The sequence below is a fragment of the Acinetobacter sp. FDAARGOS_724 genome, from assembly GCF_013364475.1.
Classification (GTDB): domain Bacteria; phylum Pseudomonadota; class Gammaproteobacteria; order Pseudomonadales; family Moraxellaceae; genus Acinetobacter; species Acinetobacter variabilis.
In genome coordinates this window covers 1,324,420-1,348,322 of the sequence record NZ_CP054908.1, presented here as the reverse complement: position 1 = coordinate 1,348,322, position 23,903 = coordinate 1,324,420, and the positions used below count along the sequence as shown (strand labels likewise).

21 protein-coding genes and 1 pseudogene are annotated in these 23,903 nt (G+C 45.4%); 3 read left to right on the top strand and 19 right to left on the bottom strand.

Annotation, left to right across the window (positions count from 1 at the left end; genetic code table 11):
* Positions 1-36: 36 nt before the first annotated feature.
* From ligA to FOC32_RS07705, 5 genes are all read right to left on the bottom strand, one after another.
* Positions 37-2,076, bottom strand: coding sequence for an NAD-dependent DNA ligase LigA (ligA, locus tag FOC32_RS07725; protein ID WP_175966789.1), 2,040 nt, complete (start codon positions 2,074-2,076; stop codon positions 37-39).
* A gap of 96 nt (positions 2,077-2,172) precedes the next feature.
* Complete coding sequence (locus FOC32_RS07720) at positions 2,173-3,180, bottom strand: cell division protein ZipA C-terminal FtsZ-binding domain-containing protein (RefSeq protein WP_104426560.1); 1,008 nt, start codon at positions 3,178-3,180, stop codon at positions 2,173-2,175.
* 1 nt (position 3,181) lies between these two features.
* Positions 3,182-6,634: a chromosome segregation protein SMC gene (smc, locus tag FOC32_RS07715; RefSeq protein WP_175966787.1), complete on the bottom strand. Its 3,453-nt coding sequence runs from the start codon at positions 6,632-6,634 to the stop codon at positions 3,182-3,184.
* Between the two features lie 11 nt (positions 6,635-6,645).
* Positions 6,646-7,341, bottom strand: a complete 696-nt coding sequence (locus tag FOC32_RS07710; protein ID WP_034170647.1) for a GntR family transcriptional regulator — start codon at positions 7,339-7,341, stop codon at positions 6,646-6,648.
* A 192-nt stretch (positions 7,342-7,533) separates the two neighbouring features.
* The gene (locus FOC32_RS07705) at positions 7,534-8,337 is read right to left on the bottom strand and encodes a sulfite exporter TauE/SafE family protein (protein ID WP_004783347.1); all 804 of its coding nucleotides are present in this window, start codon (positions 8,335-8,337) and stop codon (positions 7,534-7,536) included.
* 27 nt (positions 8,338-8,364) lie between these two features.
* Here FOC32_RS07705 and FOC32_RS07700 point away from each other — a divergent pair, with 27 nt between their 5' ends.
* Together FOC32_RS07700 and FOC32_RS07695 are read left to right on the top strand one after the other, a co-directional pair.
* Positions 8,365-9,120: a biotin--[acetyl-CoA-carboxylase] ligase gene (locus tag FOC32_RS07700; protein ID WP_175966785.1), complete on the top strand. Its 756-nt coding sequence runs from the start codon at positions 8,365-8,367 to the stop codon at positions 9,118-9,120.
* 14 nt (positions 9,121-9,134) lie between these two features.
* Positions 9,135-9,875 (top strand): type III pantothenate kinase, encoded by a 741-nt coding sequence (locus FOC32_RS07695; protein WP_175966783.1) that lies wholly within the window; start codon positions 9,135-9,137, stop codon positions 9,873-9,875.
* Here the strand turns inward: FOC32_RS07695 and FOC32_RS07690 are convergent.
* The 3 genes from FOC32_RS07690 to ffh all read right to left on the bottom strand — a co-directional run bounded on the left by FOC32_RS07690 (position 9,829) and on the right by ffh (position 12,707).
* A complete protein-coding gene (locus FOC32_RS07690) occupies positions 9,829-10,434 on the bottom strand; it encodes an RBBP9/YdeN family alpha/beta hydrolase (RefSeq protein ID WP_175966782.1) in 606 nt (201 codons plus the stop codon). The two genes, FOC32_RS07695 and FOC32_RS07690, sit on opposite strands and share 47 nt — an antisense overlap.
* 131 nt (positions 10,435-10,565) lie before the next feature.
* Positions 10,566-11,141 (bottom strand): RBBP9/YdeN family alpha/beta hydrolase, encoded by a 576-nt coding sequence (locus FOC32_RS07685; protein WP_175966780.1) that lies wholly within the window; start codon positions 11,139-11,141, stop codon positions 10,566-10,568.
* 159 nt (positions 11,142-11,300) lie between these two features.
* On the bottom strand, positions 11,301-12,707 hold the full coding sequence (gene ffh, locus FOC32_RS07680; protein ID WP_175966778.1) for a signal recognition particle protein: 1,407 nt from the start codon (positions 12,705-12,707) through the stop codon (positions 11,301-11,303).
* Between the two features lie 138 nt (positions 12,708-12,845).
* Here ffh and FOC32_RS07675 point away from each other — a divergent pair, with 138 nt between their 5' ends.
* Positions 12,846-13,655 carry a cytochrome C assembly family protein gene (locus FOC32_RS07675; protein ID WP_004783358.1) on the top strand — a complete coding sequence of 270 codons (810 nt, stop codon included), beginning with the start codon at positions 12,846-12,848 and terminating at the stop codon, positions 13,653-13,655.
* 51 nt (positions 13,656-13,706) lie between these two features.
* On the opposite strand, the pseudogene FOC32_RS07670 reads toward FOC32_RS07675, so the two are convergent.
* From FOC32_RS07670 to paaA, 11 genes and pseudogenes are all read right to left on the bottom strand, one after another.
* Positions 13,707-14,508 (bottom strand): annotated as a pseudogene (locus FOC32_RS07670) (class I SAM-dependent methyltransferase).
* A 140-nt stretch (positions 14,509-14,648) separates the two neighbouring features.
* Entirely contained in the window at positions 14,649-15,248 is a 600-nt protein-coding gene (locus tag FOC32_RS07665; RefSeq protein WP_175966776.1) for a gamma carbonic anhydrase family protein, read from the bottom strand.
* A 41-nt stretch (positions 15,249-15,289) separates the two neighbouring features.
* Positions 15,290-16,231: a phenylacetic acid degradation operon negative regulatory protein PaaX gene (gene paaX / locus FOC32_RS07660; protein ID WP_175966774.1), complete on the bottom strand. Its 942-nt coding sequence runs from the start codon at positions 16,229-16,231 to the stop codon at positions 15,290-15,292.
* Positions 16,232-16,291: 60 nt separating this feature from the next.
* The gene (gene paaK, locus FOC32_RS07655; RefSeq protein ID WP_175966773.1) at positions 16,292-17,584 is read right to left on the bottom strand and encodes a phenylacetate--CoA ligase PaaK; all 1,293 of its coding nucleotides are present in this window, start codon (positions 17,582-17,584) and stop codon (positions 16,292-16,294) included.
* 59 nt (positions 17,585-17,643) lie between these two features.
* Positions 17,644-18,855, bottom strand: a complete 1,212-nt coding sequence (gene pcaF, locus FOC32_RS07650; RefSeq protein WP_175966772.1) for a 3-oxoadipyl-CoA thiolase — start codon at positions 18,853-18,855, stop codon at positions 17,644-17,646.
* A gap of 442 nt (positions 18,856-19,297) precedes the next feature.
* On the bottom strand, positions 19,298-20,089 hold the full coding sequence (paaG, locus tag FOC32_RS07645) for a 2-(1,2-epoxy-1,2-dihydrophenyl)acetyl-CoA isomerase PaaG (RefSeq protein ID WP_004783368.1): 792 nt from the start codon (positions 20,087-20,089) through the stop codon (positions 19,298-19,300).
* 63 nt (positions 20,090-20,152) lie between these two features.
* Positions 20,153-21,211: a 1,2-phenylacetyl-CoA epoxidase subunit PaaE gene (gene paaE / locus FOC32_RS07640; RefSeq protein ID WP_175966771.1), complete on the bottom strand. Its 1,059-nt coding sequence runs from the start codon at positions 21,209-21,211 to the stop codon at positions 20,153-20,155.
* Positions 21,212-21,276: 65 nt separating this feature from the next.
* On the bottom strand, positions 21,277-21,777 hold the full coding sequence (gene paaD, locus FOC32_RS07635) for a 1,2-phenylacetyl-CoA epoxidase subunit PaaD (RefSeq protein ID WP_175966770.1): 501 nt from the start codon (positions 21,775-21,777) through the stop codon (positions 21,277-21,279).
* 28 nt (positions 21,778-21,805) lie between these two features.
* Positions 21,806-22,561 (bottom strand): 1,2-phenylacetyl-CoA epoxidase subunit PaaC, encoded by a 756-nt coding sequence (paaC, locus tag FOC32_RS07630; protein ID WP_175966769.1) that lies wholly within the window; start codon positions 22,559-22,561, stop codon positions 21,806-21,808.
* 16 nt (positions 22,562-22,577) lie between these two features.
* Positions 22,578-22,865, bottom strand: coding sequence for a 1,2-phenylacetyl-CoA epoxidase subunit PaaB (gene paaB / locus FOC32_RS07625; RefSeq protein ID WP_034586837.1), 288 nt, complete (start codon positions 22,863-22,865; stop codon positions 22,578-22,580).
* 28 nt (positions 22,866-22,893) lie between these two features.
* Entirely contained in the window at positions 22,894-23,838 is a 945-nt protein-coding gene (paaA, locus tag FOC32_RS07620) for a 1,2-phenylacetyl-CoA epoxidase subunit PaaA (RefSeq protein ID WP_175966768.1), read from the bottom strand.
* Positions 23,839-23,903 lie beyond the last annotated feature (65 nt).

The following is a 23,903-nucleotide window of genomic DNA, read 5'->3' as shown; positions in this document are numbered from 1 at the left end:
GGTGTCTTTTTTATTTGAGTCATTGTTTAGAACTGATTATTCTTCGATTTGCCCATGCTCTTTCATCAAAGCAATAAATTGCGCTTCATTGATCACGGGCACACCGAGTTTTTCTGCTTTATCGAGCTTAGAACCCGCTTTTTCACCCGCCACCACACATTTGGTTTTACTCGATACACTGCCACTGACCCGTGCACCTAAGGCTTGCAACAGTTGTGTTGCTTCATCACGTCCCATAGAACTTAAAGTTCCAGTCACTACCCAACTTTCACCATTCAGTGGTTGGCGCGTTGGTGCAATTGGTGCATCCCAATGAATACCGGCAGCCAACAAGCGATCCAATACTTCCAGGTTATGCGGTGCCTGGAAGAAATCAACAATCCACTCTGCGGTAATATCACCAACATCCGGTGTTTTCTTTAAAGCGTCTACATCAGCACTACGTAAAGCGTCGAGAGTCTGGAAAGTATTGGCCAGCATACGTGCTGTCGTTTCACCTACGCCACGAATCCCGAGCGCATAAATAAACGCTGCCAATGTAGTTTTCTTGCTGTTCTCAATCGAATCAATGAGATTTTGAACGGACTTTTCACCCATTTTTTCGATTTGCAGTAATTGCTCACGATGCTCATGCAAGTGATAAATATCCGAGACATCTTTTAAAAGATTGAGATGTAACAGTGACTCCACCCAGCGATCGCCCAGACCTTCGATATCCATAGCCTTACGTGAAACAAAGTGACGGATGGTTTCGATGCGCTGCGCCGCACAATACAGTTCACCTGAACAACGTGCCAGTGCTTCACCTTCCGGCATGACGACTGGAGAACCACACACCGGACAGTTCTCAGGTAAATACACTTCTACAGCATCGGCAGGACGAAATTCTGGCCAGACTTTTTCAACTTTAGGAATCACGTCACCACTACGGTAAACGCTGACCGTATCCCCGATCCTTACATCCAGACGGTGAATTTCACCAATATTATGCAGGGTCACATTGGAAACCGTCACACCGCCCACGGCAACCGGATTTAAACGTGCCACAGGGGTCAACGTTCCGGTACGGCCCACTTGCCAGTCAATATTTTCAACGGTGGTCAATGCCGCCACTGCCGGGAATTTATAAGCGGTTGCCCAACGTGGTTCACGGCTCAAGAAACCCAGTTTTTGTTGCTGTTTCAGGTCATTGACCTTAATGACCATACCATCGATTTCGACACTAAGCTTTGAACGTTCTTCAATGATTTGCTCGTAAACTTTTTGCACTTCCTGGATGCTACTGCAGATAAAATGCCGCTCACCAACAGCAAAGCCAAATTGCTGTAGCCATTCCAAACTGCCTGACATTGTGGTTTGACCATGATGTGGTACACACTGGGCAATTCCATAAGCATAGAAAGCCAAAGGTCTAGAAGCTGCAATATTCGGATCAAGCTGGCGTAAACTGCCGGCCGCAGCGTTACGTGGATTGGCAAAAGTTTTTTCGCCTTTCGCTGCATTGGCCGCATTCAGACGTTCAAAGCCGGATTTCGGCATCAGCACTTCGCCTCGCACTTCCAGTAATTCTGGAATCACGCCATTCACTGGAGACAGAAATTTCGGCAGGTTACGAATGGTTTTGACATTCTGGGTAATATCTTCGCCAGTTTCCCCATCACCACGAGTGACACCACGAACCAGTACGCCATGTTCATACCAGAGGGAAATTGCCAGACCGTCAAATTTCAGCTCAACATCGTATTCAATCTTTTGATTGGGTAAACGCTCTTCAATACGGCGTGCGAAAGCAAACAGATCATCCTGATTGAACACGTTGCCTAAAGACAGCATTGGCACCGCATGCGTTACGGTCAGAAATTTGGAAAGTGCCTGACCGCCTACTTTAACTGTCGGTGTGTCTGGCTGTTGTAAATGTGGATATTGTTCTTCTAAAGCTTTGAGCTGATGAAAGAGCTGATCATATTCACTGTCTTCAATCGTAGGTCGATCCATCACATAATAAGCATGATTATGCTTGGCAATCAGTTGAATCAATTGACGCATTTGCGCAATGACAGTGGCATCTTGGGTCATAATTTCACCATAAAAAAGGGCGGAAAATCCGCCCTATACAATATTCAGCTTTTCGCTATTATAAAAATCGGATTCTGCAGATTCAATATTGGAATATTAAACTTCTGCAGTCTGTCCAGCACGATAATCAATCGCCTGATGACGCCAGAATTCACGTAATTGTGGGGTCATTTCCTGCTGGTTCTGATCATAAACCAGACCATCCACTTCACGCGCAATCAGACGTGAAATGCTGTCCATGGTATCGAAGGCATTCTGTACATCACTATGCGGTAAAGCCAGGAAGAATGCCAAACCTTTGACTTCTTCAGTCGACAGAGTTTCTAAGTCAAAACCTTCCATACCGGTATCTGCCATACGCAATACTGAAAATAGCAGTTTCGAGCCATCTTCACTATAACGATGGAAACATGCCAGCTCACCATAACGCAGGCCATATTTCAGTAAAACTTTTAAGGTTTTTTCACCTGAAAGAGCACGGCCCTGTGGATAAACATGCAAAGAAATAATCGTTTCAGCATTAGCCAGCGAACATTCTTCATCCACAATTTTTTGCTCATGTAGATGTGCATCCAGAATACTACTTTCATCATTGAAGTCAGAAATTTCAGCTTTCTCGATATTGCTATTCAGGCTAAATTCAGCTGCTTTAGGCTCTTTTTCTGTTTCTGCTACTTCTACTGTTTCAGGCTTATTTTCTTGTTCAGCAGATGTTGTGGTTTCTTCAGCTTTGGTTACTTCCGGTTCTGCTTCCTCTGCAACCACCGGTGTATCGAGTGAACTTGCTGCTTTGGTTTCGGGCTGGGCGGTTTCAGTCAAAGTTGGCTCTACTTTGGCTGCTTCTTGTTGTTCTTCCGCAGGTGCAATATTGTTTACCACTTCTTCATTCAGACTCGGTTCCACACGTGCAGCTGCCGGACTTTCTGTTTTAGACAGTTGAGATCGTACATGCCTTGGAATAACCGGAGTCTGGCTGTCAGGATCAATATGCAGATCCGCATCCAGTGACGGTACAGCCTCCGCAGGTTTTTTCAAGATCAGTCTTATGCCGAATAGCATAATCACAATTGCAATAACAATCCCGATAATTGTGGTGATTTCCATGTTATACCTCCGCAGCTAAGCCGTATTCTTTTGCCTGTTCCAAATTTACTGTCACTAATTTTGAGGTTCCCGGTTCAGGCATGGTTACACCTAAAAGATCAGTCGCCATCATCATTGCAAGTTTGTTATGGGTAATATAAATAAATTGCACTTGTTCAGAAAGCTCTTTGACTAACTTACAAAAACGCCCCACATTGGCATCGTCCAGCGGTGCATCCACTTCATCCAATACACAGAATGGTGCCGGATTTAGGCGGAAAATTGCAAAGACCAGTGCTAATGCGGTTAAAGCCTTTTCACCACCAGAAAGCAATGCCAGTGAGCTGTTGCGCTTGCCCGGTGGGCGAGCCATCAGTTTTACACCCGATTGCCATCCATCTTCAAGACTTAAACTCGCTTCACCGCCCTCAAATACTTTCGGGAACAGGTTTTGTAGCTCGGCATTGACCTGATCGAAGGTATTCATAAACAGCTTACGGGTTTCCTGATCAATACTTTTCATTGCTGCCTGCAGCTGTTCAACGGTATTTTCCAGATCCTGAATCTGATGGTTGAGTTCATCATAGCGTTTCGAAACTTCTTCATACTCTTCAGAAGCTGCCAGATTCACTGCACCCAGTTTATCGAATTGAGCCTGTGCTTTTTCCAGTTTGGCCTGATGTACTTTTACATCAATATTCAGCCCTGAAATTACTTCACTATTCAACTCTTTCAGCTGCTCTGAATAATGCTGTAAATCAGATTTGGCAGCTTGCCAAGCCAGACGTTTGGCTTCCAGTTCAGTACGCAATTGTTCATCTTGCTGCTGGAAAGTGTGGCGCTGCTCAGTCAGGTGCTGCTGCTTGCTCTGGATCTGATTCAGCTCGATCTGCCAGTCTGCCCAGGTCTTTTGCAGTTTTTCCGTAATCAGAGCTTGTTCATTAAACTGGCTCTGTAAAGCAGGCAATTCCAGCTGTACCGGATCGACAAACTTTTTGGCCTGTTCTATTTGCGCAATAATCTGCTGATACTGCTCTTTTAAAAACAACTGGTCTTTTTCCAGCAATTCAGCCTGCTGCTGACTTTGTACCGTTTGACGGCGCAGTAATTCCAATTCCTGCTGCGCCTGTTGGGTGACTTGCTGTGAGTCTTCCAGCTGGGCATTAAGTTCTTCTAGCTGGAATTGCAAGGTCTTGTAATTGGGCAGTGCCTGTTCCAGTTTCAGATTCAGTGCATGCAGATCAATTTCCAGATCATCTTTCTGCATCGCATCTTCTTCCAGCTGCTCATCCAGTTGCTGTAACTGGTTCTGCAGTTGCTGTTTTTGTACCGCAAAGGCCTGTGTCGCACTTTGGACTTTGGCAATGTTCAGATCAAGCTGTTGTAACTGCTCTTGTGCCTGCTTCTGCTGCTCATTGATGCTTTGAATCTGGCTTTGCAAAGTTTTTACTTGAGCAGTGAGTTCAGGTAACTGTTGCTCTAGATCTGCGAATTTCGGTTCAAGCTGAGTCAATTGCTGCTCAATTTCATCCAGACGGATACGATGACTCAATGCCCCTTGTCCCGCCTGACTGGCTTCATCATAGTCCAAGGCAATTACCCAATCTGGTCCAACATGATAGCCATCCAGACTTAAGATCGACTGGCCTGTTCTCAGCTGAGTTTGTAAACCAACTGCCCGTTTAAAGTTCTCAGCTACGGCCACCTGTTGCCAGAGCGAATATTGAGGCGCTTCAATCCAGTCTGCTAAACAATGGAGTTCAGCGATCTGAATATTATCCTGTATCATCTGAGCTTTGAGCTGGCGTGCACTATTCTCTAAAAAATGCTCAGTTTCTTCTAATACTTGCGCAGAAAGCCATTTCGCCAGGAACTTTTCAATCAGGCTGGCATGAGCTTTGGCCTGTGGATTCAGCTTCAACACCTGCATTAACTGCACCGCATCCGCTTTGACGTTTGGATTGGCTTTGGTCAGTAACTGGCTCAGGTTTTTGCGTTCTGATTGCAGCACCTGAATTTCTGATTTCATCTGTATGAGCAATTGCTGCTGACCTGCCTGTTCTGCCTGTAGCTGCTCAAGCCCAGTTTTCAGTGTTTTGAGCTGAGTCTCAAAGCCAGTGATTTGCTGTTCAGTTTCAGCTCTATCAGCCTGATACTGTTCCAGCTCATATTGCTGCGCCTGCTGCTGAATTTGTGCTGCCTGCTGTTGCAAGGTTTCTTTTTGCTGTTCAATCCGGACAATATTTTTAGCCAGCTGTTCACTTTGCGCCAGCATTTGCTGTTTACGTTGTTGCTGTTGCTCAACCTGGGTTTTAATCTGAGCAAACTGGGCAGCAATTGTGCCTTGCTGGGATTTCAGATCAGTCAGACCCTGGTTTTGTTCCTGACTTTGACCTTCCTGCTGCTGCAATTGTGCAGTCTGATCTTCGAGTTGTTGATGCAGGGTGTCCAGTTGCAATTCAATCAGCTGTAAACGTTCTTTGGTTTGCGCTTTTTGTTCTTCCAGCTTGACCAGACTGGTCGAGTTCTGCTGCAATAAGGACTGCTTTTGCTGCAGGGTCATTTTCAGTTCGCTGAGCTTTTTCTCAGCCTGTTGCCATTCAGTTTGTAGCGGTGTGGACTGTTGAATCAGGCGCTGGAACAGTTCACTGGTCGCTCCCAGATCATGCTCAACAGTAGTCAATTCAGAACGTACCAGCTTAAAATTCTCGCCCAGTGTATTCATCTGCACAGTATACTCTTCTTGCAGACGCTGGCTTTGTTCACACTGAAATGACAGGATTTCGATCTTGATGGTACGGATCTGGCCTTCCAGTTCCTTATATTGAATCGCAGTTTCTGACTGGCGTTTTAAGGTTTTAAGCTGAGACTTTAACTCTGAGGCAATATCTTCCAGACGCGACAGGTTCTGCGTAGTGTGATCCAGATGCAGCATGGTCTCGCGGCGACGTGCCTGATAACGGGAAACACCGGCAGCTTCTTCAATAAAGACTCGCATTTCTTCCGGCTTGGCATCCACCAGACGGTTGATCATGCCCTGTTCAATGATCGCATAAGAACGCGGCCCCAGACCGGTTCCCAGGAAAATATCGGTAATATCACGACGTCGGCATTTGGTGCCATTCAGGAAATATTCAGACTTGCCATCACGGTTAACCTGACGACGCACTGCCAGCTCATTATAGGCATTATACGCACCGCCCAGCTTGCCATAAGTATTATCAAAACGCAGTTCTACACTGGCGATGCCCACCGGTTTGCGCTTGGCTGTTCCGGTAAAAATCACATCCTGCATGCTGCCACCACGTAGTTGGCGCGCACTGGACTCACCCATCACCCAGCGTATGGCATCAATCACATTTGATTTACCACAACCATTGGGTCCCACCACTGCAGTCCGGTTATCCTTGAAGTGTAAGGTGGTACTGTCAGCAAAAGATTTGAAGCCTGAAAGTTTTAAACTGCTTAAACGCATAGTGTCCTGATTTAACGTCGTGAGCGTCTAGCCCACGCGAGTTCAATTTGTTTCATCCGTGTCAGAGATTCCAACACAAGGTTGCGCAAGTGTCGACAAAAATCTTCCATAAATAACGTCGCCTGATGGGATTTACGAATTAAAATCGCTTCCGTCACCAGTTTAAATAATTCAAAAGATTCCTGTAGCTCACGTCTTGAAATATTCAGGGTCAGAAAATAGCTACGGCGTAAAGATGGCAGCAGTTCCTGATAGTAGCGCATCAGGTAAAGATTACCGACCATCTCCTGTTGCTGGGCCATTCCCTGAAAGATCAAATCATAAAACTTTTCGATATGGCCTTGGCGGGTTTCGGCTTCTAATTGTTCTAATAATAGCTGAATGCGCTCTGCCTCATGACTGCGCCAGGTCTCTGCCATGCGATGTACCATCTGCCCCAGCAATAAAGAGGTCAGGTCAAACAGGGCACGAACCTGCATGGCCGACATTTCCGAAACAATGGCGCCACGACGCGGGAAGATTTCAATCAGCTGGGTACGTTCAAGCAAGAGCAAGGCCTCACGGACTGATCCCCGACTGACGTCAAGTTCCGATGCAATTCTGAGTTCCTGGATGCGTTCGCCTTCAACCAGTTCACCCCGGATAATCTGTTCACTGATATGCTTGGCAATCTGTTCAGACAAACTGTGTGCTTCTTGTTGTTGCATACTGTTCCTGTCTTATTTTTATTGATGCAAGTGCAGTCATTCTGGATGACTTTTCAGTTATTAAACGGCTTTTTTGCAGAAAATACTTTGACATTGTCAGACAATCTTGTGTCTATACAGCCAACCCAGTCAAAAAAAAGGAGAATAGTGACCTATTCTCCTCAAAAATTTAGCTGATAAAAAATGAGTAGTTCAGGCAGTAAAGCCTTGATAGATAAAATACAGACCAACTGTAGTCAGTAAGGCTGCAAAACATTTTTTTAATAGAACTGGTGATAATAAATGCGCCACTTTTGCACCAAATTTTGCAGTAATAAAACTCATCACACTAATACCAATAAACGCATAAATATGAATATAACCAATCGTATTTGGCACTTCGACTTCAGCTTTCTGACCAAACCAGATGAAACCTAAGGCACCGGCCACCGCGATCGGCAAACCGCAGGCAGCAGAAGTGGCTACCGCTTTCTGGATGACGACACCACAACGATTCAGGAAAGGCACAGTCAAACTGCCGCCACCAATCCCGAATATGGCCGATGCCACGCCAATGCCGCCACCCGCTGCCAGCTGTAATGCGGCTGAAGGCAATTTCTGATTCGGATCAACCTGATAATGTGCGCCTCTAAACATTCTGAATGCAATCCAGACTGCAAAGAAGCCAATCAGCAATTGCAGGCCTTGGCCCGATAAATAATCTGCAATACCAGCTCCCAAGAATGAGCCAATGACCAGGCCAGGTGCCAGATTACGCACTACATCCCATAACACTGCTCCTCTTTGATGATGTGCCATCACCGAACTGATTGAGGTCACAATAATCGTGGCCAGAGAAGTTCCGACTGCCATATGCATAATCACGCTTGGATCGTACTGGAGCTGGGTAAAAACAATGTACAGGATTGGCACGATAATCAGGCCGCCTCCAACGCCAAACAGGCCTGCGGCAAATCCTGCAATTGCACCAATCAATAAATATATGATTAACTCCATAACGACATTTACCACGTTTAGATTCAAATGGATGTAGAAACTCGCGAACTGCAGCAATGTTTAAGTCAAGCAGGCCAGCTTCCTGAAGTGCTGCTGATCAAGCCCATTACCACATCGACCAATGACGATGTCCGGGAACTGGCAACCAAAGGGGTACAACAGGTACTGGTGTGTAGCCGCGTGCAAACCCAAGGACGTGGACAGCGTCAACGTCAGTGGATTTCTCCTGAGGGGAACATCTATTTAAGCACATTGCTGCATACACAAAAAGCAATCGATGGTCGTCTGGCGCTGGAAATTGCATTAAATATCCTGCAAATGCCAAGTCTAAAAGGACTGGACTTGCAGGTAAAATGGCCCAATGACCTGTACAGCCTGCAGGGGAAATGGGGTGGCATTCTGATTGAACCGATTTCGACTCAACAGGTGGTGGTTGGTGTCGGGATCAATATCAGCCCACTCATGGAAAGCATTCCAGACCAGCAGGTCACCTCTCTGACTGAATTGGGACTACCGCATGCTTCACGTGTAGATCTGATTGCCGAGTTGTATCTCGCCATTCAGCAAGCGGGTGAATGGTTTAATTACGGCAGTCAGAATCTACCAGCACGGTTTAACCAATATGCTGCATTTTTCCAGCAAACAGTTGAATTTACCGATATTCAAGGCCAATATTCCGGAACTTTCCTCGGCATTCAGGACGATGGTGCAGTCATTATTGAAACGGATGCAGGTACGCAGACATTTTATCAGGGGCAACTCCGTCTTAAAAACGGCGGCTGAACAGGCTTAACTCAATGAAAAAACTATGGTTGGATATCGGCAATACACGACTCAAGTACTGGATTACGGAGCAGAACCAGATCATTGAGCATGCCGCGGAAATGCATTTGCAATCCCCTGCCGACTTACTTCTTGGCTTGATTCAGCATTTTAAGAGTTTGGGCTTGCATCAGGTCGGGATTTCTTCCGTGCTGGACAAAGCAAATAATACCCGAATTCAATCGATTCTGACCTGCCTGAACATTCCTGTAGTTTTTGCCAAGGTACAGGCACGCTATGCCGGTCTGATCTGTGGCTATGATGATCCTTCACAGCTTGGGATCGACCGCTGGTTGCAGGTGCTGGCCGTTGCCAAGTCAGCTGAGAAAAATTATTGTGTGATTAGCTGTGGGACTGCCCTGACCATTGATCTAGCCCAAGGTCAGAAACATCTCGGTGGTTATATCCTGCCGAATCTGTATTTACAGCGCGATTCCCTGATCCAGAATACCAAAGGCATTAAAATCCCGGATGCGGCTTTCGATGAACTCAGTCCTGGGCGCAATACCATTGATGCCGTGCATCATGGCATTTTATTCGGTCTGCTCAGCACCATTGAAAAAGTACTTCAGGATTTTCCGGCACAGTTGATCTTGACTGGTGGAGATGCTGCGCTGTTTGCACAGCATCTCGAACGGTTTCAGCCTATTATTGAACCAGACTTATTGCTTAAAGGCCTGCAGCATTTTGCAGATCATTTGCCAGACACAGTTTGAGCAGCTCGAGCAACTTTGAAAAATCTGTATAACCATCCAGTTTGTTAAAATGCCCTGCATTTTTGATTTCAAAAATCTGTGCATTCAGGCTATGGCCCAAACGCAGTGAAATCGGTGCAGGCACATAAGGATCATTGCTGGAAAGCAGCATTACAAAGCGTTTGGCACCATGTGATAGATTGTTCAGATCTAACTTTACTGCCTGCACCATTTTATTCAGTTCCGACCAAGCCACCAGTGGTGTATCAAAAGCTGCGACTAACATGAGCCCGCCAATTTTCAATTGTGTACGGCTATAGTGTTCTTCAAGAAACTTTAGAGCACTTAAGCCACCCAAGCCATGCGCAACAATGAAACTATGCTCATCCAGATGCGGAATCTGCAGTTTCAGGTTGTGCTGCCATTCTTCCAGATCAGGTTGAAAGGGATTAGCCAGCATGATCCGTTTGGCCTCGAACCCCGCGTCTTTGATCTGCCGGCTTAACCACGGATACCAGTGCTCATTTGAGGTCGCCTGATAATCAGGCACGATATAGACTTTCTTCGTTATATTTTTCATAGCATTGTACTTATTATATTGAGAGCAAAATGCTCCGACTAAAAGTTAAGTTTTTAATTATTAGTGGATGAAATTCAATATTCCTTATTTAATTTCATCCTACCTATTAAACCACCCCGGTAATCACCCCTCTATTCAGTGGAAGATTGGATCAGATAAGGCTGAATCACTCGCCAGACTTCCGGCAGTTCAGTACAGCCTTGCGAATTAATGAAATGCCCTTGATGCTCGGCACAGACCACGATTGCATCCAGACTTTCCGCCTGCTCCAGGCTAAAGTCAGGCTGAACCCGATCGTCACCTTCCGAATAAATCACCACACGTTCATCAATCTGACGTTTCAGTAAATCAAAATCCACTTCAGCCGCGTCAATGAAAGGATTAACTTCTTCCAGACGTCCCAGTCTGCCATTAAAACCGGCCACCAAAACCAGTTGCCTGATTCTCTGATTTTTTAATTCGCGACTTAAATAATGTAATGCAGCTAGGCAACCCAGACTATGCGCAATAAAAATACTGTTTTCGTCAATCCCATCAATCTGTTCACGCATTTGCTGTTCCCAGACCTCTAATTTTGGCGTAGTCGATGGGTCAAGTCTGAGTACTTTCAAGCTGACATGTTCCTGCTGGGCTTTTTCCTGAATCCATGGAAACCAGTTTTCTTCAGGACTTGCGGTATAGCCATGCACCACAATCACTTGAGTCATTAGAAACATCCTTCTGTATTATTTTATTTCTAATGTTTTCGAGTCTGCCTGATTTTTCTGGAAATTTGGGTAAGCAAATGTTGTTTTGTTTAAACCAGATATAAAAGAAAATACAGACAATAAAAAAGGCGCTATACGCGCCTTTCTTACTTAAAACATTTATTTTTTGTCGTTGCCCCCGAACAGTGGGCCCATGCCACCACCGCCACCAAACTGTTTTTGCAGACCGCTCAGTGATTTCATCATTTTTGCCATACCCGACGGATTGGCAAATTTCTTCATCATCTTCGCCATTTGCGCATGCTGTTTGATCAGCTTATTGACTTCTGAGACTTCCATACCACAACCTGCTGCAATACGCTTTTTACGGCTTGGATTCATCAGGTCAGGGTTACGACGTTCCTTGATGGTCATCGACTGGATAATTGCTTCCATTTTCTTCACTTGCTTTTCAGGATTCGCCTGCGCAATCGCATCTTGAATACCAGAATTGCTCATGCCTGGAAGTTTGTCCAGGAAGCCCATCATGCCGCCCATCTTGTTCATCTGCTCGAATTGCATCAGCATATCTTCAAAGTTGAAGCTACCGCCTTTCTGCAATTTCTTCGCCATTTTCTCGGCTTTTTCTTTGTCGATTTTGCGTTCAACTTCTTCGACCAAAGAAAGCACGTCACCCATGCCCAGAATACGCTGTGCCACACGTTCCGGATGGAATGGCTCAAGGGCATCCAGTTTTTCGCCCATACCAAGAAACTTGATTGGCTTGCCAGTAATCGCACGAACAGACAGTGCTGCACCACCACGCGCATCACCATCAGTTTTGGTCAGGATCACACCCGTCAAAGGAAGTGCATCATTAAATGCTTTGGCCGTATTTGCCGCATCCTGACCGGTCATGGCATCAACCACGAACAGGGTTTCAGTCGGATTAATCGCTGCATGCAGCTCTTTAATCTCTTCCATCATATCGTCATCGATATGCAGACGACCTGCGGTATCGACAATCAACACATCAGCAAACTGGATTTTTGCCTGTTCAATTGCACGATTGACGATGCTGATTGGCTTTTCAGTAGCATTCGATTCAAGGAAAATCGCGCCAACTTCGCCAGCCACTGTCTGTAACTGCTTGATCGCGGCCGGACGATAAACGTCGGCAGATACCATGGCTACTTTTTTCTTTTGACGCTCTTGCAGGAAGCGTGCAAGTTTGGCTGCAGTCGTGGTTTTACCCGCACCCTGCAAACCTGCAAGCAGTACCACCACCGGTGGTTTCGCTGCAAGGTCAAGGCTTTCATTGGCCTCGCCCATCATTTTGGTCAATTCGTCATAGACGATTTTGACGAAAGCTTGCCCTGGTGATAACTGAGTCATCACTTCCTGGCCTAATGCTTCTTCCTTAACTTTCGCGATAAATTCACGAGTTACAGGTAACGCAACGTCGGCTTCAAGAAGTGCCATACGTACTTCACGTAACGTATCTTTAATATTGTCTTCGGTTAGCTGCCCTGAGCCAGTAACATTTCTTAAACTCTGCGTGAGTCGTTCTGTTAAGGTATCAAACATTGCAAAATCCGCTTAAAATAGCCAGTAGCAAAAAATTGTTTCTTAAAATAGAAAATTTATGCATAGAATGCTATAGGATACTGTAGTTCGCACTGAATTTATATAAATGAATATTCATCACCCTTAAAAAGGTTTGACATGCTTAGCCTACCCTTGGTTTACACGATCTTAGCATTAATCGCTTATACCTCCTCTTTTTGGTATCTGTTCATTCATTTAATGACTAAACGTACTCCAAATCAATGGTTTGTCGGCTTAACAGCTTTAGTTGGACTGGTACTCCATGCTTTGGTTTTATCAGGTGACATGTATACCCCGATGGGGATGAATTATGATGTATTTGCCTTACTTTCCTTTACTTCAGGGCTAATGCTGCTGCTAAGCATCATTTATAGTACCTATCGGCCGATTATTGCGTTAAACCTGATTGGTATTCCCGTCGCTGCGACTGGCCTGATTCTCGGTTTCAGCTTTACCCAACCAGCGAAAGTTATTGCACAGAATTCTCTAGGTCTGGATATTCATATTATCCTATCCTTGTCCGCTTACGCTGTGTTATTGATGGCGACGATTCAGGCCGTCATTTTGCGGTTTCAGGATCGTGAACTGAAGAAAAAACAGAAACGTCGGGTTTGGGTGAATCTGTTGCCGTCTTATCAGGATATGGAATCTTTATTGTTCGATATGCTGATGACTGGTTTCATTTTACTGACACTGGCACTAGGCTTCGGATTCTTTACCATTGATAATTTCTTTGCCCAGCATCTGGCCCATAAGACCGCCTTTAGTATTGTGTCTTGGCTGGTTTATGGCGCATTACTGATTGGGCACTGGAAATTTGGCTGGCGTGGCCAGAAAGCAGTTCGCTTTACCCTGCTTGGGTTTGGTCTGCTGGCACTTGGTTTTATCGGCTCCAAATTTGTGCTGGAAATGTTGTTAAACAAATAAGCTAATTGATCTTCAATATTATAAAAGCCCAGTTAAGACTGGGCTTTTTATTTAATTATCCTCTTTATCTGGATTTACCCTTCCTACCCGTACAGATAGGGGCCAACTCACCACCCGGGGTAATTCCGGATCTTCCCATTCTGACAATAAGACATCTGCCAGTACATTCAGCGGATTATGTCCGAGTGCTTAGGTGGCTGCTTTTACGGCTGACCAAGTACTCATATAGCCTATCAGACCAAGTACTCATATAGCCTATCAGTTGGTAAAAGTTCCACTCGACTTGTAATACCGGCGGCTGTACAGCAAGTTCATAAAATGGAAATGGCAGATTTTTGTATCCTTCATCGACATGACGGCGTTCAGGTGCCCAATAGGGCGCGATGGTCACTTCATAAAAATGTCTGAAATAATGATTCAGATGTTCCTCATCGATGCTGAATACCCCATAACTAATAAGAGCCAGAATAGCATTGGATTTTGCAATACGGCGAACTTCCGCATAGAACTTGTCTAGATCCAACCAGTGGGCAGCTTGTGCGACTGAAATCAGGTCAGCACTTTGCTCAGCTAAGGGTATATTTTCAGCTAAGGCATGAAGGTATTGAATTTTCAGATGAGGCTTGGCCTGTGCGATTTGTTCGCTACTCGCATCAATGGCAATGACCTGATCAAAATAATGCGCCAAAACCTCTGAAAACTGTCCTGAGCCACAGCCGACGTCTAAAGCCAATTTGGTACTCGTTGATAGCTCTGCCAGCATCTTCCCCAAAGTGTCCGGATAATGCGGGCGAAACAAAGCATAATCTTGGGACTGCTGGGAGAAATGGTCTTTAAATTCCCGACTTTCCATCTGCACTTTCCTGACCTGTTTTCTCACAGCTTAACTCGATCCGGAAAGGTGACAATAGTAATTTGGTTTCATTTCCAATAATTTTAAAACTAAAAAATTAGCGTATTTTAATTACCTAAAATTTTTAAAAATCAGCGAGTTTAACTATTTTTCTTGATTTGATAATCAGCTTTAAAGTTCTGATAACTACGTCGCTCTGCGGAATCTTCAGTTAAAGCTTCTACTTCCTGCAGGGTATTCAAGCAACGTGCAGTGAGCTGGATATATTGCTCGGTGCCATGGCTTTTCCAGGCAATTTCTTTTTCTTCTAAAGGACGGATGACTTTTGCCGGACTGCCAAGTACCAGATTATTTGCTGGCACTTTGAATTTAGCCTTGACTGTACTGTTGGCCCCAACAATCACATTCTCCCCGATTTCGGCCTCATCCAGAATCACACTATTCATACCGATCAGGGCATTTTTTCGTACCACGCAGCCATGCAGAATGGCACCATGACCAACATGGCCATATACTTCCACTAAGGTCACACTGTCCGGAAATCCATGGATGGTACAGGAGTCTTGGACATTGGCATTTTTCTGGATATGAATCCGGCCAAAATCGGCACGCAGCGAAGCGAATGGACCAATATAAACTCCGGCTTCAATGATCACATCACCGATCAGCACAGCCGTAGGATGGACATAAGCTTCAGGGCTAACCACAGGAACCACCCCATCAATCGCATAACATGGCATAGACTCCTCCTTGAGCTATTACATTCATGATTTTTTTAATATTAAAAGGTCAATTCCGGCTGCTTTAAGCCACCAAAACGTTTATAAAATTGTGGATGTGCAGGTGGCATAAGGCCTTCCGCTGTCCGGGCAGTCTCCAGAAAAAACTCATCTCCTGCTGCAAATACTGCCTGATATAGATTGGTACTTAAGTTACGCGCAATCAGTGACAACCAGTTTGTTGGCAACAGTTCAAATGGCAGATTCGGGTCTTTCAGTAAAATACGGCGGTATTGATGGATCAGCAGAATACGAATCTGAAAGGCTTGTACTGGATTCAGTTCCTCTTCATTTTCCACCAGATAGAAAAACTCGCGAAAATCGCTAATAAATTTTTCATAACGCTGATGTAGTTCCGGGATTGGCCAGTTAGTCTCAACCATACGTTTAATGGTTGGATAGGATTCCTGCCAAAGCTGCAGGGTTTCTGCACGGAATACTACCACCTGATCAGTCATCTTGTTATTCAGTAAGAGGTTTTGCAATTTCTGCTGGTCACAACCCGGATAGGCCATGACATTGGTCGCGATATTGACAAAGCCTAGCCATTCCAGTTCTTTTTTCAGTGTCTGTTTATTTTCCAGTTCAACTGAACTGAGCAGAACCAGATCCCATTTCTGGTCCCATTCATTATGCTGGAAGCTGTAAATTTTCTGGTCTGCAGTAATAAAACGCTGACGGCTGCTTTCGGTAATCCGGTAATAACTGGTACGACCAATTTTTTCAGAACTCAGCCAGCCATTTTGTACCAGACGGAATACGGCGGTACGCACAGAACGCTCATTGAAGCCGAATACATCCATCAGCTGAATCAGGCTGGCAAGACTAATGACTCCCCCGCGGTGATAAATACTGTCACCAAAAATCGTCATTACCAATGAGGTTCCACTGAGGGTCTCATTCTGAATGAAATCATCAATTACTTGTTTTAATTTCGGATTCATTACGTTCAACTTACCTTGTCAAAGCCGGATGACAGACCTGAGCCTGTCATCCAGACGTATTTAAGCGGACTTTCGGATATCAAACACCCGCTGAGCCTTACCTTCAGAACGTGGCAAGCTACCTTCCGGTAAAACTTCCACACTGACACTAATCCCGACCATGGTCTTGATTTGTACTTTCAGCTGATTTGCCAATTGGTGTGTCATATTTATAGCATTATCTTTACGCATTTCGGTACGAATATGCAATGTATCCAGATGACCCTGTTTACAAATCTGAATCTGATAATTTGGAATAAGCTGCGGAATATGCAGGATTTGCTCTTCAATTTGTGATGGGAACACATTCACACCACGAATAATCATCATGTCATCACTGCGTCCGACAATCTTATCCATACGGCGCATGGTACGCGCTGTACCTGGCAATAAGCGTGTCAGATCACGGGTACGGTAACGAATCACCGGCATACCTTCTTTGGTAATAGTGGTAAATACCAGTTCGCCCAATTCACCATCAGGTAATACTTCACCAGTTTCCGGATGGATAATTTCAGGATAGAAGTGGTCTTCCCAGATGGTAGGTCCATCTTTAGATTCCAGACATTCCATCGCCACACCTGGTCCCATGACTTCAGACAGGCCGTAAATATCCAGCGCATCAATACCCAGACGTTCTTCGATTTCACGGCGCATTTCATTGGTCCAAGGTTCCGCACCAAAGATCCCGGTCTTGATCGAACAGTCCTTGGCAGTCCCGAATTTTTTCTCCAGACACTCAATAATGTTCAGACAATAAGATGGAGTGACCATTAAAGCTGTTGGCTTGAAATCATAAATCAGCTGTGCCTGTTTGTCGGTCTGGCCGCCTGACATTGGAATTACGGTGGCGCCCAGACGTTCTACGCCATAATGTGCACCTAGGCCACCAGTAAACAAGCCGTAACCATAAGATACCTGAATCGTATCTTTACTACTGAGTCCGGCTGCACGTAACGAGCGTGCCACCACATCTGACCAGGTATTAATGTCATTCTGGGTATAACCGACTACAGTCGGCTGACCTGTGGTTCCTGAAGAAGCATGTACACGGACAATCTGCTCCTGAGGCACAGCAAACATGCCAAATGGATAGTTTTCGCGCAGATCCTGCTTGGTGGTGAACGGGAATTTTGCTAGATCATCCAGTGATTTTAGATCATCCGGATGCACACCGGCTTCATCAAATTTTTTCTTGTAAACCGTACTGTTCTGATAAGCATGCTGCAGCGTTTTTTTCATACGTTCCAATTGCAGGCTACGTAATTCATCTACTGAAGCGGTTTCAATTTGTTCCATTGCATTGTTATTCATATTCTTGCTCCTGCTGCAGTCATCCTGACTGCTGATGATTTCTCTTTTTGATTCAGTCCTTAAGCCACATTTTCCAGAATCAGTGCGACACCCTGTCCAACACCGACACACATGGTACAAAGGGCATATTTTCCTTGCTTGCGTTGTAATTCTTTCATGGCGGTAATCACTAGCCGTGTACCGCTCATTCCGAGTGGATGTCCAAGGGCAAGAGCACCCCCGTTTGGATTGACTCGTGGATCATCATCCTGAAGGCCTAGCTCACGTAGCACTGCAAGTGCCTGTGCGGCAAAGGCTTCATTCAGTTCGATCACATCCATCTGTTCCAGACTTAAGTTTGTCTGTTTTAATACTTTCTGCACTGCGGGCACTGGTCCAATGCCCATATAACGTGGTTCCACTCCTGCACCGGCGATTCCTACTACCTGTGCCAATGGCTTCAGTCCATATTGTTCTGCAAAATATTTGTTACCCAGTAGCACACATGCTGCACCGTCATTGACACCAGACGCATTACCCGCAGTTATCGAACCACCTTCCTTGCGGAATGGCGCTTTTAAAGAAGCTAATTTTTCTAAGGTAGTATCGGCACGTGGATGCTCATGTTCAGCAATCACCTGAGTAGAACCTTTAGCACCTTTGATTTCTACTGGCAGGATTTCTGCCTGAAAAATACCATTCTGCTGTGCCTGTGCAGTTTTTTGCTGACTGCGATAAGCGAAAAGATCCTGATCTTCACGATTAATCTGATATTTTTCAGCTACGTTTTCTGCCGTTTCCGGCATGCTATCTACGCCGAAACCTGCCTTGAATTTTGGATTGATAAAACGCCAGCCAATGGTGGTATCATAAATTTCAGGAGTACGGCTAAATGCTGTGGTGGGCTTGGATTGCACAAATGGTGCACGGCTCATGGATTCTACCCCACCGGCCACTACAAATTGCGCTTCACCCGATTTAATTGCACGTGCTGCCAGACCGACAGCATCCAGACCGGAAGCACAGAGACGATTTACAGTAATCGCGGGTACGCTTTCCGGCAGGCCCGCTAAAAGTGCTGCCATACGTGCGACATTACGGTTATCTTCACCGGCCTGATTGGCACAGCCTAAAATCACTTCATCAACTTCTGCCCATGGCAAGTTGGGGTGCTGCTGTTTTAAATACTGGATCGGTAAAGCAGCAAGGTCATCAGCACGAATACTGCTCAAACCACCTGCGTAACGACCAATTGGGGTACGAATACCGTCAAAAATATAAACATGTTCCATCGTTCTTGTTCCTTAGCCCGCCCTACCTTAGTCTGTTGGCGATACTTGTTGCGCCTGTCCTAGCGCTGTCTGCTTAGTTCAATATATACCAGGTTGTATTACTCTTCACTAAAAATACGATACATATTTTTTAATATTTGTAAATTTATGACATATTAAATTCTATTTACTCATTCAAATTATTTATCTGAATAAATAAAATAAAAAATAATTAATAAATCAATATCTTGATTAGAAAAATAGTACATAAACTCATGTTTTCAGATTTCATTTACTATTAGAGTAATACAACATATAACATAGGACCTAGCTAACCATCAGATCAAATAGGTATCACATTCATACCTATCAGGAATAATTCAACTCGACCAAGTTGCTAAGCGATAATTGTAGGGAAAGATCGTCACAACTTAGAGCTGAGTCAAATCCATCTCTGGCAGATTTAGCAGCCCTTATATTGTGGTGTTCGTTTTTGCATAAAGGCCTGAACGCCCTCACGATAATCACTGGAACGGCCTGCCAGACGTTGCAGATCCCGCTCCAGAATCAGTTGCTCATCCAGATTATTGTCTGCGGCGGCATGAATCGCTTTCTTAATCAGGGATAGACCATAAGTCGGCTGAGTCGCCAGATGTTCAGCCATTTTTTCAGCTTCTGCCTTTAACTGATCATCTTCAACTACCTGCCAGATCATGCCGAGTTGCAGCGCACGTTCAGCCGAGATTTTGTCACCCAGCATCGCCAGACCCATTGCTTGAGCACGGCCAACCAGACGTGGCAGGAACCAGGTACCCCCTGAATCTGGCACCAGACCGAGACGGCAAAAAGCCTGAATAAATGAAGCAGATTTCGCTGCTACCACGATGTCACAAGCCAGTGCAATATTGGCACCTGCACCCGCTGCCACGCCATTCACGGCACAGATTACCGGTTTTGGCATTTCAGTAATCAGTTTAATCAGTGGGTTATAGTATTTTTCAATCGATAGCCCCAGATCTGGCGCATCAGCATTTGGATCAACCACACGATCGTTCAGGTCCTGACCAGCACAGAAACCACGACCTTCTGCAGAAATCACTACAGCGCGAATTGCTGAATCTTGCGCCCAGCGTTTTACGACAGAAGATACTTCCTGATGCATGGTTTCATTAAAACTGTTGAGCTGTTTTGGACGGTTAAAAGTCAGGTAGCCCACTGCATTTTTTTCTTCGACAATAATTGTTTGGTAATCCATTACACACCTTTTAAGTTCTATTGAGTTCATGCATTTATTTGCATGGTGCTTAATTTAAAATCTTTACTCATCAAAACTGAGACGAACATTTTGAGTGGTTGGACGCGCCTGACAGCTCAGCACATAACCTTTCTGGATTTCTTCTTCTTCCAGGCTATAGTTGATTGCCATTTCCACTTCACCTTGCAACACCTTACATTTACAGGTTGCGCATACCCCGCCCTTGCAGGCATAAGGTAGATCTGCTCCAGCACGTAAAGCAGCATCCAGAATACTGTCATCCTGCTTGGATACTTCAATGATCAGCTCACGACCATCCAGAACGATGTTGACCTTTTCCTCAGTACGGCTTTCGATCTGCTGTGTAGAGGCTTTTGGTGCAGTCTCGGTATTAAAGCGTTCGGTGTGAATTTTGCTGCGTTCAATCCCGAGAGTTGGCAATACAGTTTCGACCGCATTCATCATTTCTTCAGGGCCGCAAGCGAAGCAGTGATCAGTTTCTGCTGGAATCAGGCCTGCCTGGAACAGCTGCTGCAATTTTTCTGCATCAATACGGCCATTGAAAATCTCGCTGTCATTCAGTTCACGCGAGAAAATATTAATCAGCTGTAGACGTTCCTTAAAACGGTCTTTCAGGTCCATAATCTGTTCAGAGAACATGGTCTGTTTCCAGGAACGGTTACCATAAACCAGAGTAAAAGTGGCATCCTTCTGACGACTCAACACTGCTTTGACAATAGACAGAATTGGCGTAATACCACTACCTGCAGCAAAGCCCAGATAATGTTTGCCACCAACCTTGGCCGCTTTCTGAAAAAACACACCTTGTGGTGGCATCACTTCTAGTACATCGCCGACTTTCAGATTTTCATTGGCCCAGGTCGAGAACTGGCCCTGATCAATTTTCTTGATCGCGATACTCATGTCTTCATCACTATCACTACAGATCGAATAGCAACGGCGCAATTCTTCCTGTTCTGTCATGTGACGGATGGTCAGGTGTTGGCCCGGCTGATACTGAAAATTTTCGGCATGTTCCGGACTCAGTTCAAAAGCAATGCAAATTGCCTGTTCAGTCTGAGGCTGAATAGATTTAATGGTTAACGGAATAAACTGGCTCATTTCAAAATCCTTCTTAAGCTGTGGCGATCTCACGCTTTATTGTTATGGCTTGTGCGCTTAAGCCCTTAAATACATTTAAAATAGTCAAACGGCTCCAAGCATTCCTGACATTTGTACAGCGCCTTGCAAGCGGTTGAACTGAATTCACTGAGTAATCGGGTTTGCTGGCTATGACAATGTGGACACTGGATGCCATCGCTGAGTGCGACATGGGTACCGCAGCTGTTTGAACCACCTTTGGGCGGGGCAATACCATATTGCTGCAGCTTCTGTTTGCCTTCCTCACTCATCCAGTCGGTGGTCCAGGCTTCTGACAGATCGACCACAACTTTGACCGGCGTCAGCTCATGTGCTGCAAATGCCTGGGTGATTTCCGCCTTGAGCAGATCGGTTGCCGGACAGCCACTATAGGTGGGGGTCAATCGGACGATGATTTCCTCCTGCGAGTTGATCTCCACCCCACGAATCATGCCTAGGTCAAGGACCGACAGGACCGGGATTTCCGGATCGGAAACCTGTGCCAGGACTTCCCAGCATTGATCTTCTACATGTCTAATCAAGTTCATGCCACTCACTCCCTGTGATGTGCTGGATTTACCAGTTCATGCCTGGATAGCTGCGCTGCATATATTGCAGTTCCGCCAGTACATAACCCAGATGTTCGGTATGTAGTCCTTGCTTGGCACCACTACGATAAGCACCGCTTTCTGGCAGGCTCAGTTCAAAACGTTGCAGCTCGGCAGATATGGTTTCCAGCCATTTTGGTTTCAGCAGTTCAAGGTCAGGAATCAGGTGAGCATCAACCAGCTGACGTTCATCTGCAGTCAGGCTGAACAATTCTTCGGTAAAACGCCATAGCTGATTCAGACCATTCTGGATTTTTTCATGAGCTTCTGCTGTACCTAAGCTCAGGCGTTCCATCCATGAGGTTGAAAAACGCAAATGGTATTTCACCTCTTTCAGCGACTTGATGGCGAATGAAGAAATGTTTTCATTCCTGCTATTGCTCAGTGCTGCAAACAGTAAAGCATGGTAATGATCCATCAACCACTGACGTACGATGGTTTGACCAAAGTCACCATTTGGCTGTTCACTCAACAGCAAATTGCGGTATTCACGCTCGGTACGGAAATAAGCCAGTTTATCTTCATCACGACCTTGCCCTTCAATTTCACCGGCAAGACTCAACGCGGTACGTGCTTGACCTAACAGGTCCAGACCAATATTTGCCAATGCAATATCTAGCTCCAGTTCCGGTGCGTGACCGCACCACTCTGCCAGACGGTGTGAAAGGATGAGCTGGCTGTCGCCAACATGTAGTAAAAATTGTGCTAATACCTGATTAGTCATTACTCTGCCCTCCACCTTACATGTGCTCGATGCCATCTGGAATGTGATAGAAGGTCGGATGACGGTAGACCTTGTTCAGTGAAGGATCAAAAAACTCTGGTTTTTCATCTGGTTGAGATGAGGTAATCAATTCAGATTTCACTACCCAGATACTTACACCTTCATTGCGGCGGGTATAGACGTCACGGGCATTTTGCAGGGCAATTTCATCATCAGGAGCACGCAGGCTGCCGACATGGCGGTGGCTCAGACCCTGTTTGCTGCGAATAAATACTTCGTATAAAGACCAGTTATTCTTGTTCATTTGCATATCCTTGTGCTATTCCGTTGCCTTAGGCGATTTTTCGTTGATCTGACTGCTGCTGTTGCTTGCTGGCATAAACTGCTGCTGATTCACGTACCCATTTGCCCTCTTCCCAAGCCTTGCGGCGTGCTTCGATACGTTCGTGGTTGCATGGACCTTTGCCTGCCAGCACATCGAAGAACTCATCCCAGTTCACCTGACCAAATTCATAGTGGCCAGTTTCTTCATTGAATTTCAGGTCTGGGTCCGGCACAGTCAGACCAAGCTGAAATACTTGCGGCACAGTGTTGTCGACAAATTTCTGACGCAATGCATCATTACTGAATAATTTGATTTTCCACTGCATGCTTTGTGCACTGTTTGGAGAGTTGTCGTCACTTGGACCAAACATCATCAGTGCCGGCCACCAGAAACGGTTCACTGCATCCTGTGCCATCTGTTTCTGTTCTGGCGTACCTTGTGCCAGTTGCATCATGACCTCAAAGCCTTGACGCTGGTGGAAACTTTCTTCTTTACAGATACGTACCATGGCACGTGCATAAGGACCATAAGAAGTACGACACAACGCCACCTGATTGACGATTGCCGCCCCATCTACCAGCCAGCCAATCGCAGCAACATCTGCCCAGGTCAGGGTTGGATAGTTAAAAATGGATGAATATTTCATGCGGCCAGCAATCAGCTTTTCCATCATGTCATCACGGTCTGCACCTAGCGTTTCTGCTGCACTGTAGAGGTATAGGCCATGCCCTGCTTCATCTTGTACTTTAGCCAGCAATACCGCTTTACGTTTCAAGGTCGGTGCGCGGGTAATCCAGTTACCTTCTGGCAGCATGCCAATCACTTCCGAATGTCCATGCTGACCAATCTGGCGGATCAGGGTCTTTCTATAGGCATCCGGCATCCAGTCCTTCGCTTCAATAGAAATGTCCTGCTCTATCTTCTGATCGAATGTTTGTTGTTGCTTATTCATGTTTGTCTCACTTATCCCAAGTGCTGATACACTCAAATTAAAACGATACAAATATAAAATCAATA

Coding starts and splice junctions, on each gene's coding strand:
- FOC32_RS07665 (WP_175966776.1), bottom strand. CDS start 15,248: ATGCCATGTTATGCGATTGATGGGGTGGTTCCTGTGGTTAGCCCTGAA.
- FOC32_RS07700 (WP_175966785.1), top strand. CDS start 8,365: ATGGATGTAGAAACTCGCGAACTGCAGCAATGTTTAAGTCAAGCAGGC.
- paaE (WP_175966771.1), bottom strand. CDS start 21,211: ATGAGCCAGTTTATTCCGTTAACCATTAAATCTATTCAGCCTCAGACT.
- paaX (WP_175966774.1), bottom strand. CDS start 16,231: ATGAATCCGAAATTAAAACAAGTAATTGATGATTTCATTCAGAATGAG.
- FOC32_RS07705 (WP_004783347.1), bottom strand. CDS start 8,337: ATGGAGTTAATCATATATTTATTGATTGGTGCAATTGCAGGATTTGCC.
- FOC32_RS07695 (WP_175966783.1), top strand. CDS start 9,135: ATGAAAAAACTATGGTTGGATATCGGCAATACACGACTCAAGTACTGG.
- ffh (WP_175966778.1), bottom strand. CDS start 12,707: ATGTTTGATACCTTAACAGAACGACTCACGCAGAGTTTAAGAAATGTT.
- paaB (WP_034586837.1), bottom strand. CDS start 22,865: ATGAACAAGAATAACTGGTCTTTATACGAAGTATTTATTCGCAGCAAA.
- paaA (WP_175966768.1), bottom strand. CDS start 23,838: ATGAATAAGCAACAACAAACATTCGATCAGAAGATAGAGCAGGACATT.
- FOC32_RS07690 (WP_175966782.1), bottom strand. CDS start 10,434: ATGAAAAATATAACGAAGAAAGTCTATATCGTGCCTGATTATCAGGCG.
- pcaF (WP_175966772.1), bottom strand. CDS start 18,855: ATGGAACATGTTTATATTTTTGACGGTATTCGTACCCCAATTGGTCGT.
- paaC (WP_175966769.1), bottom strand. CDS start 22,561: ATGACTAATCAGGTATTAGCACAATTTTTACTACATGTTGGCGACAGC.
- paaG (WP_004783368.1), bottom strand. CDS start 20,089: ATGGATTACCAAACAATTATTGTCGAAGAAAAAAATGCAGTGGGCTAC.
- FOC32_RS07710 (WP_034170647.1), bottom strand. CDS start 7,341: ATGCAACAACAAGAAGCACACAGTTTGTCTGAACAGATTGCCAAGCAT.
- paaK (WP_175966773.1), bottom strand. CDS start 17,584: ATGAATAACAATGCAATGGAACAAATTGAAACCGCTTCAGTAGATGAA.
- smc (WP_175966787.1), bottom strand. CDS start 6,634: ATGCGTTTAAGCAGTTTAAAACTTTCAGGCTTCAAATCTTTTGCTGAC.
- FOC32_RS07675 (WP_004783358.1), top strand. CDS start 12,846: ATGCTTAGCCTACCCTTGGTTTACACGATCTTAGCATTAATCGCTTAT.
- FOC32_RS07720 (WP_104426560.1), bottom strand. CDS start 3,180: ATGGAAATCACCACAATTATCGGGATTGTTATTGCAATTGTGATTATG.
- paaD (WP_175966770.1), bottom strand. CDS start 21,777: ATGAACTTGATTAGACATGTAGAAGATCAATGCTGGGAAGTCCTGGCA.
- FOC32_RS07685 (WP_175966780.1), bottom strand. CDS start 11,141: ATGACTCAAGTGATTGTGGTGCATGGCTATACCGCAAGTCCTGAAGAA.
- ligA (WP_175966789.1), bottom strand. CDS start 2,076: ATGACCCAAGATGCCACTGTCATTGCGCAAATGCGTCAATTGATTCAA.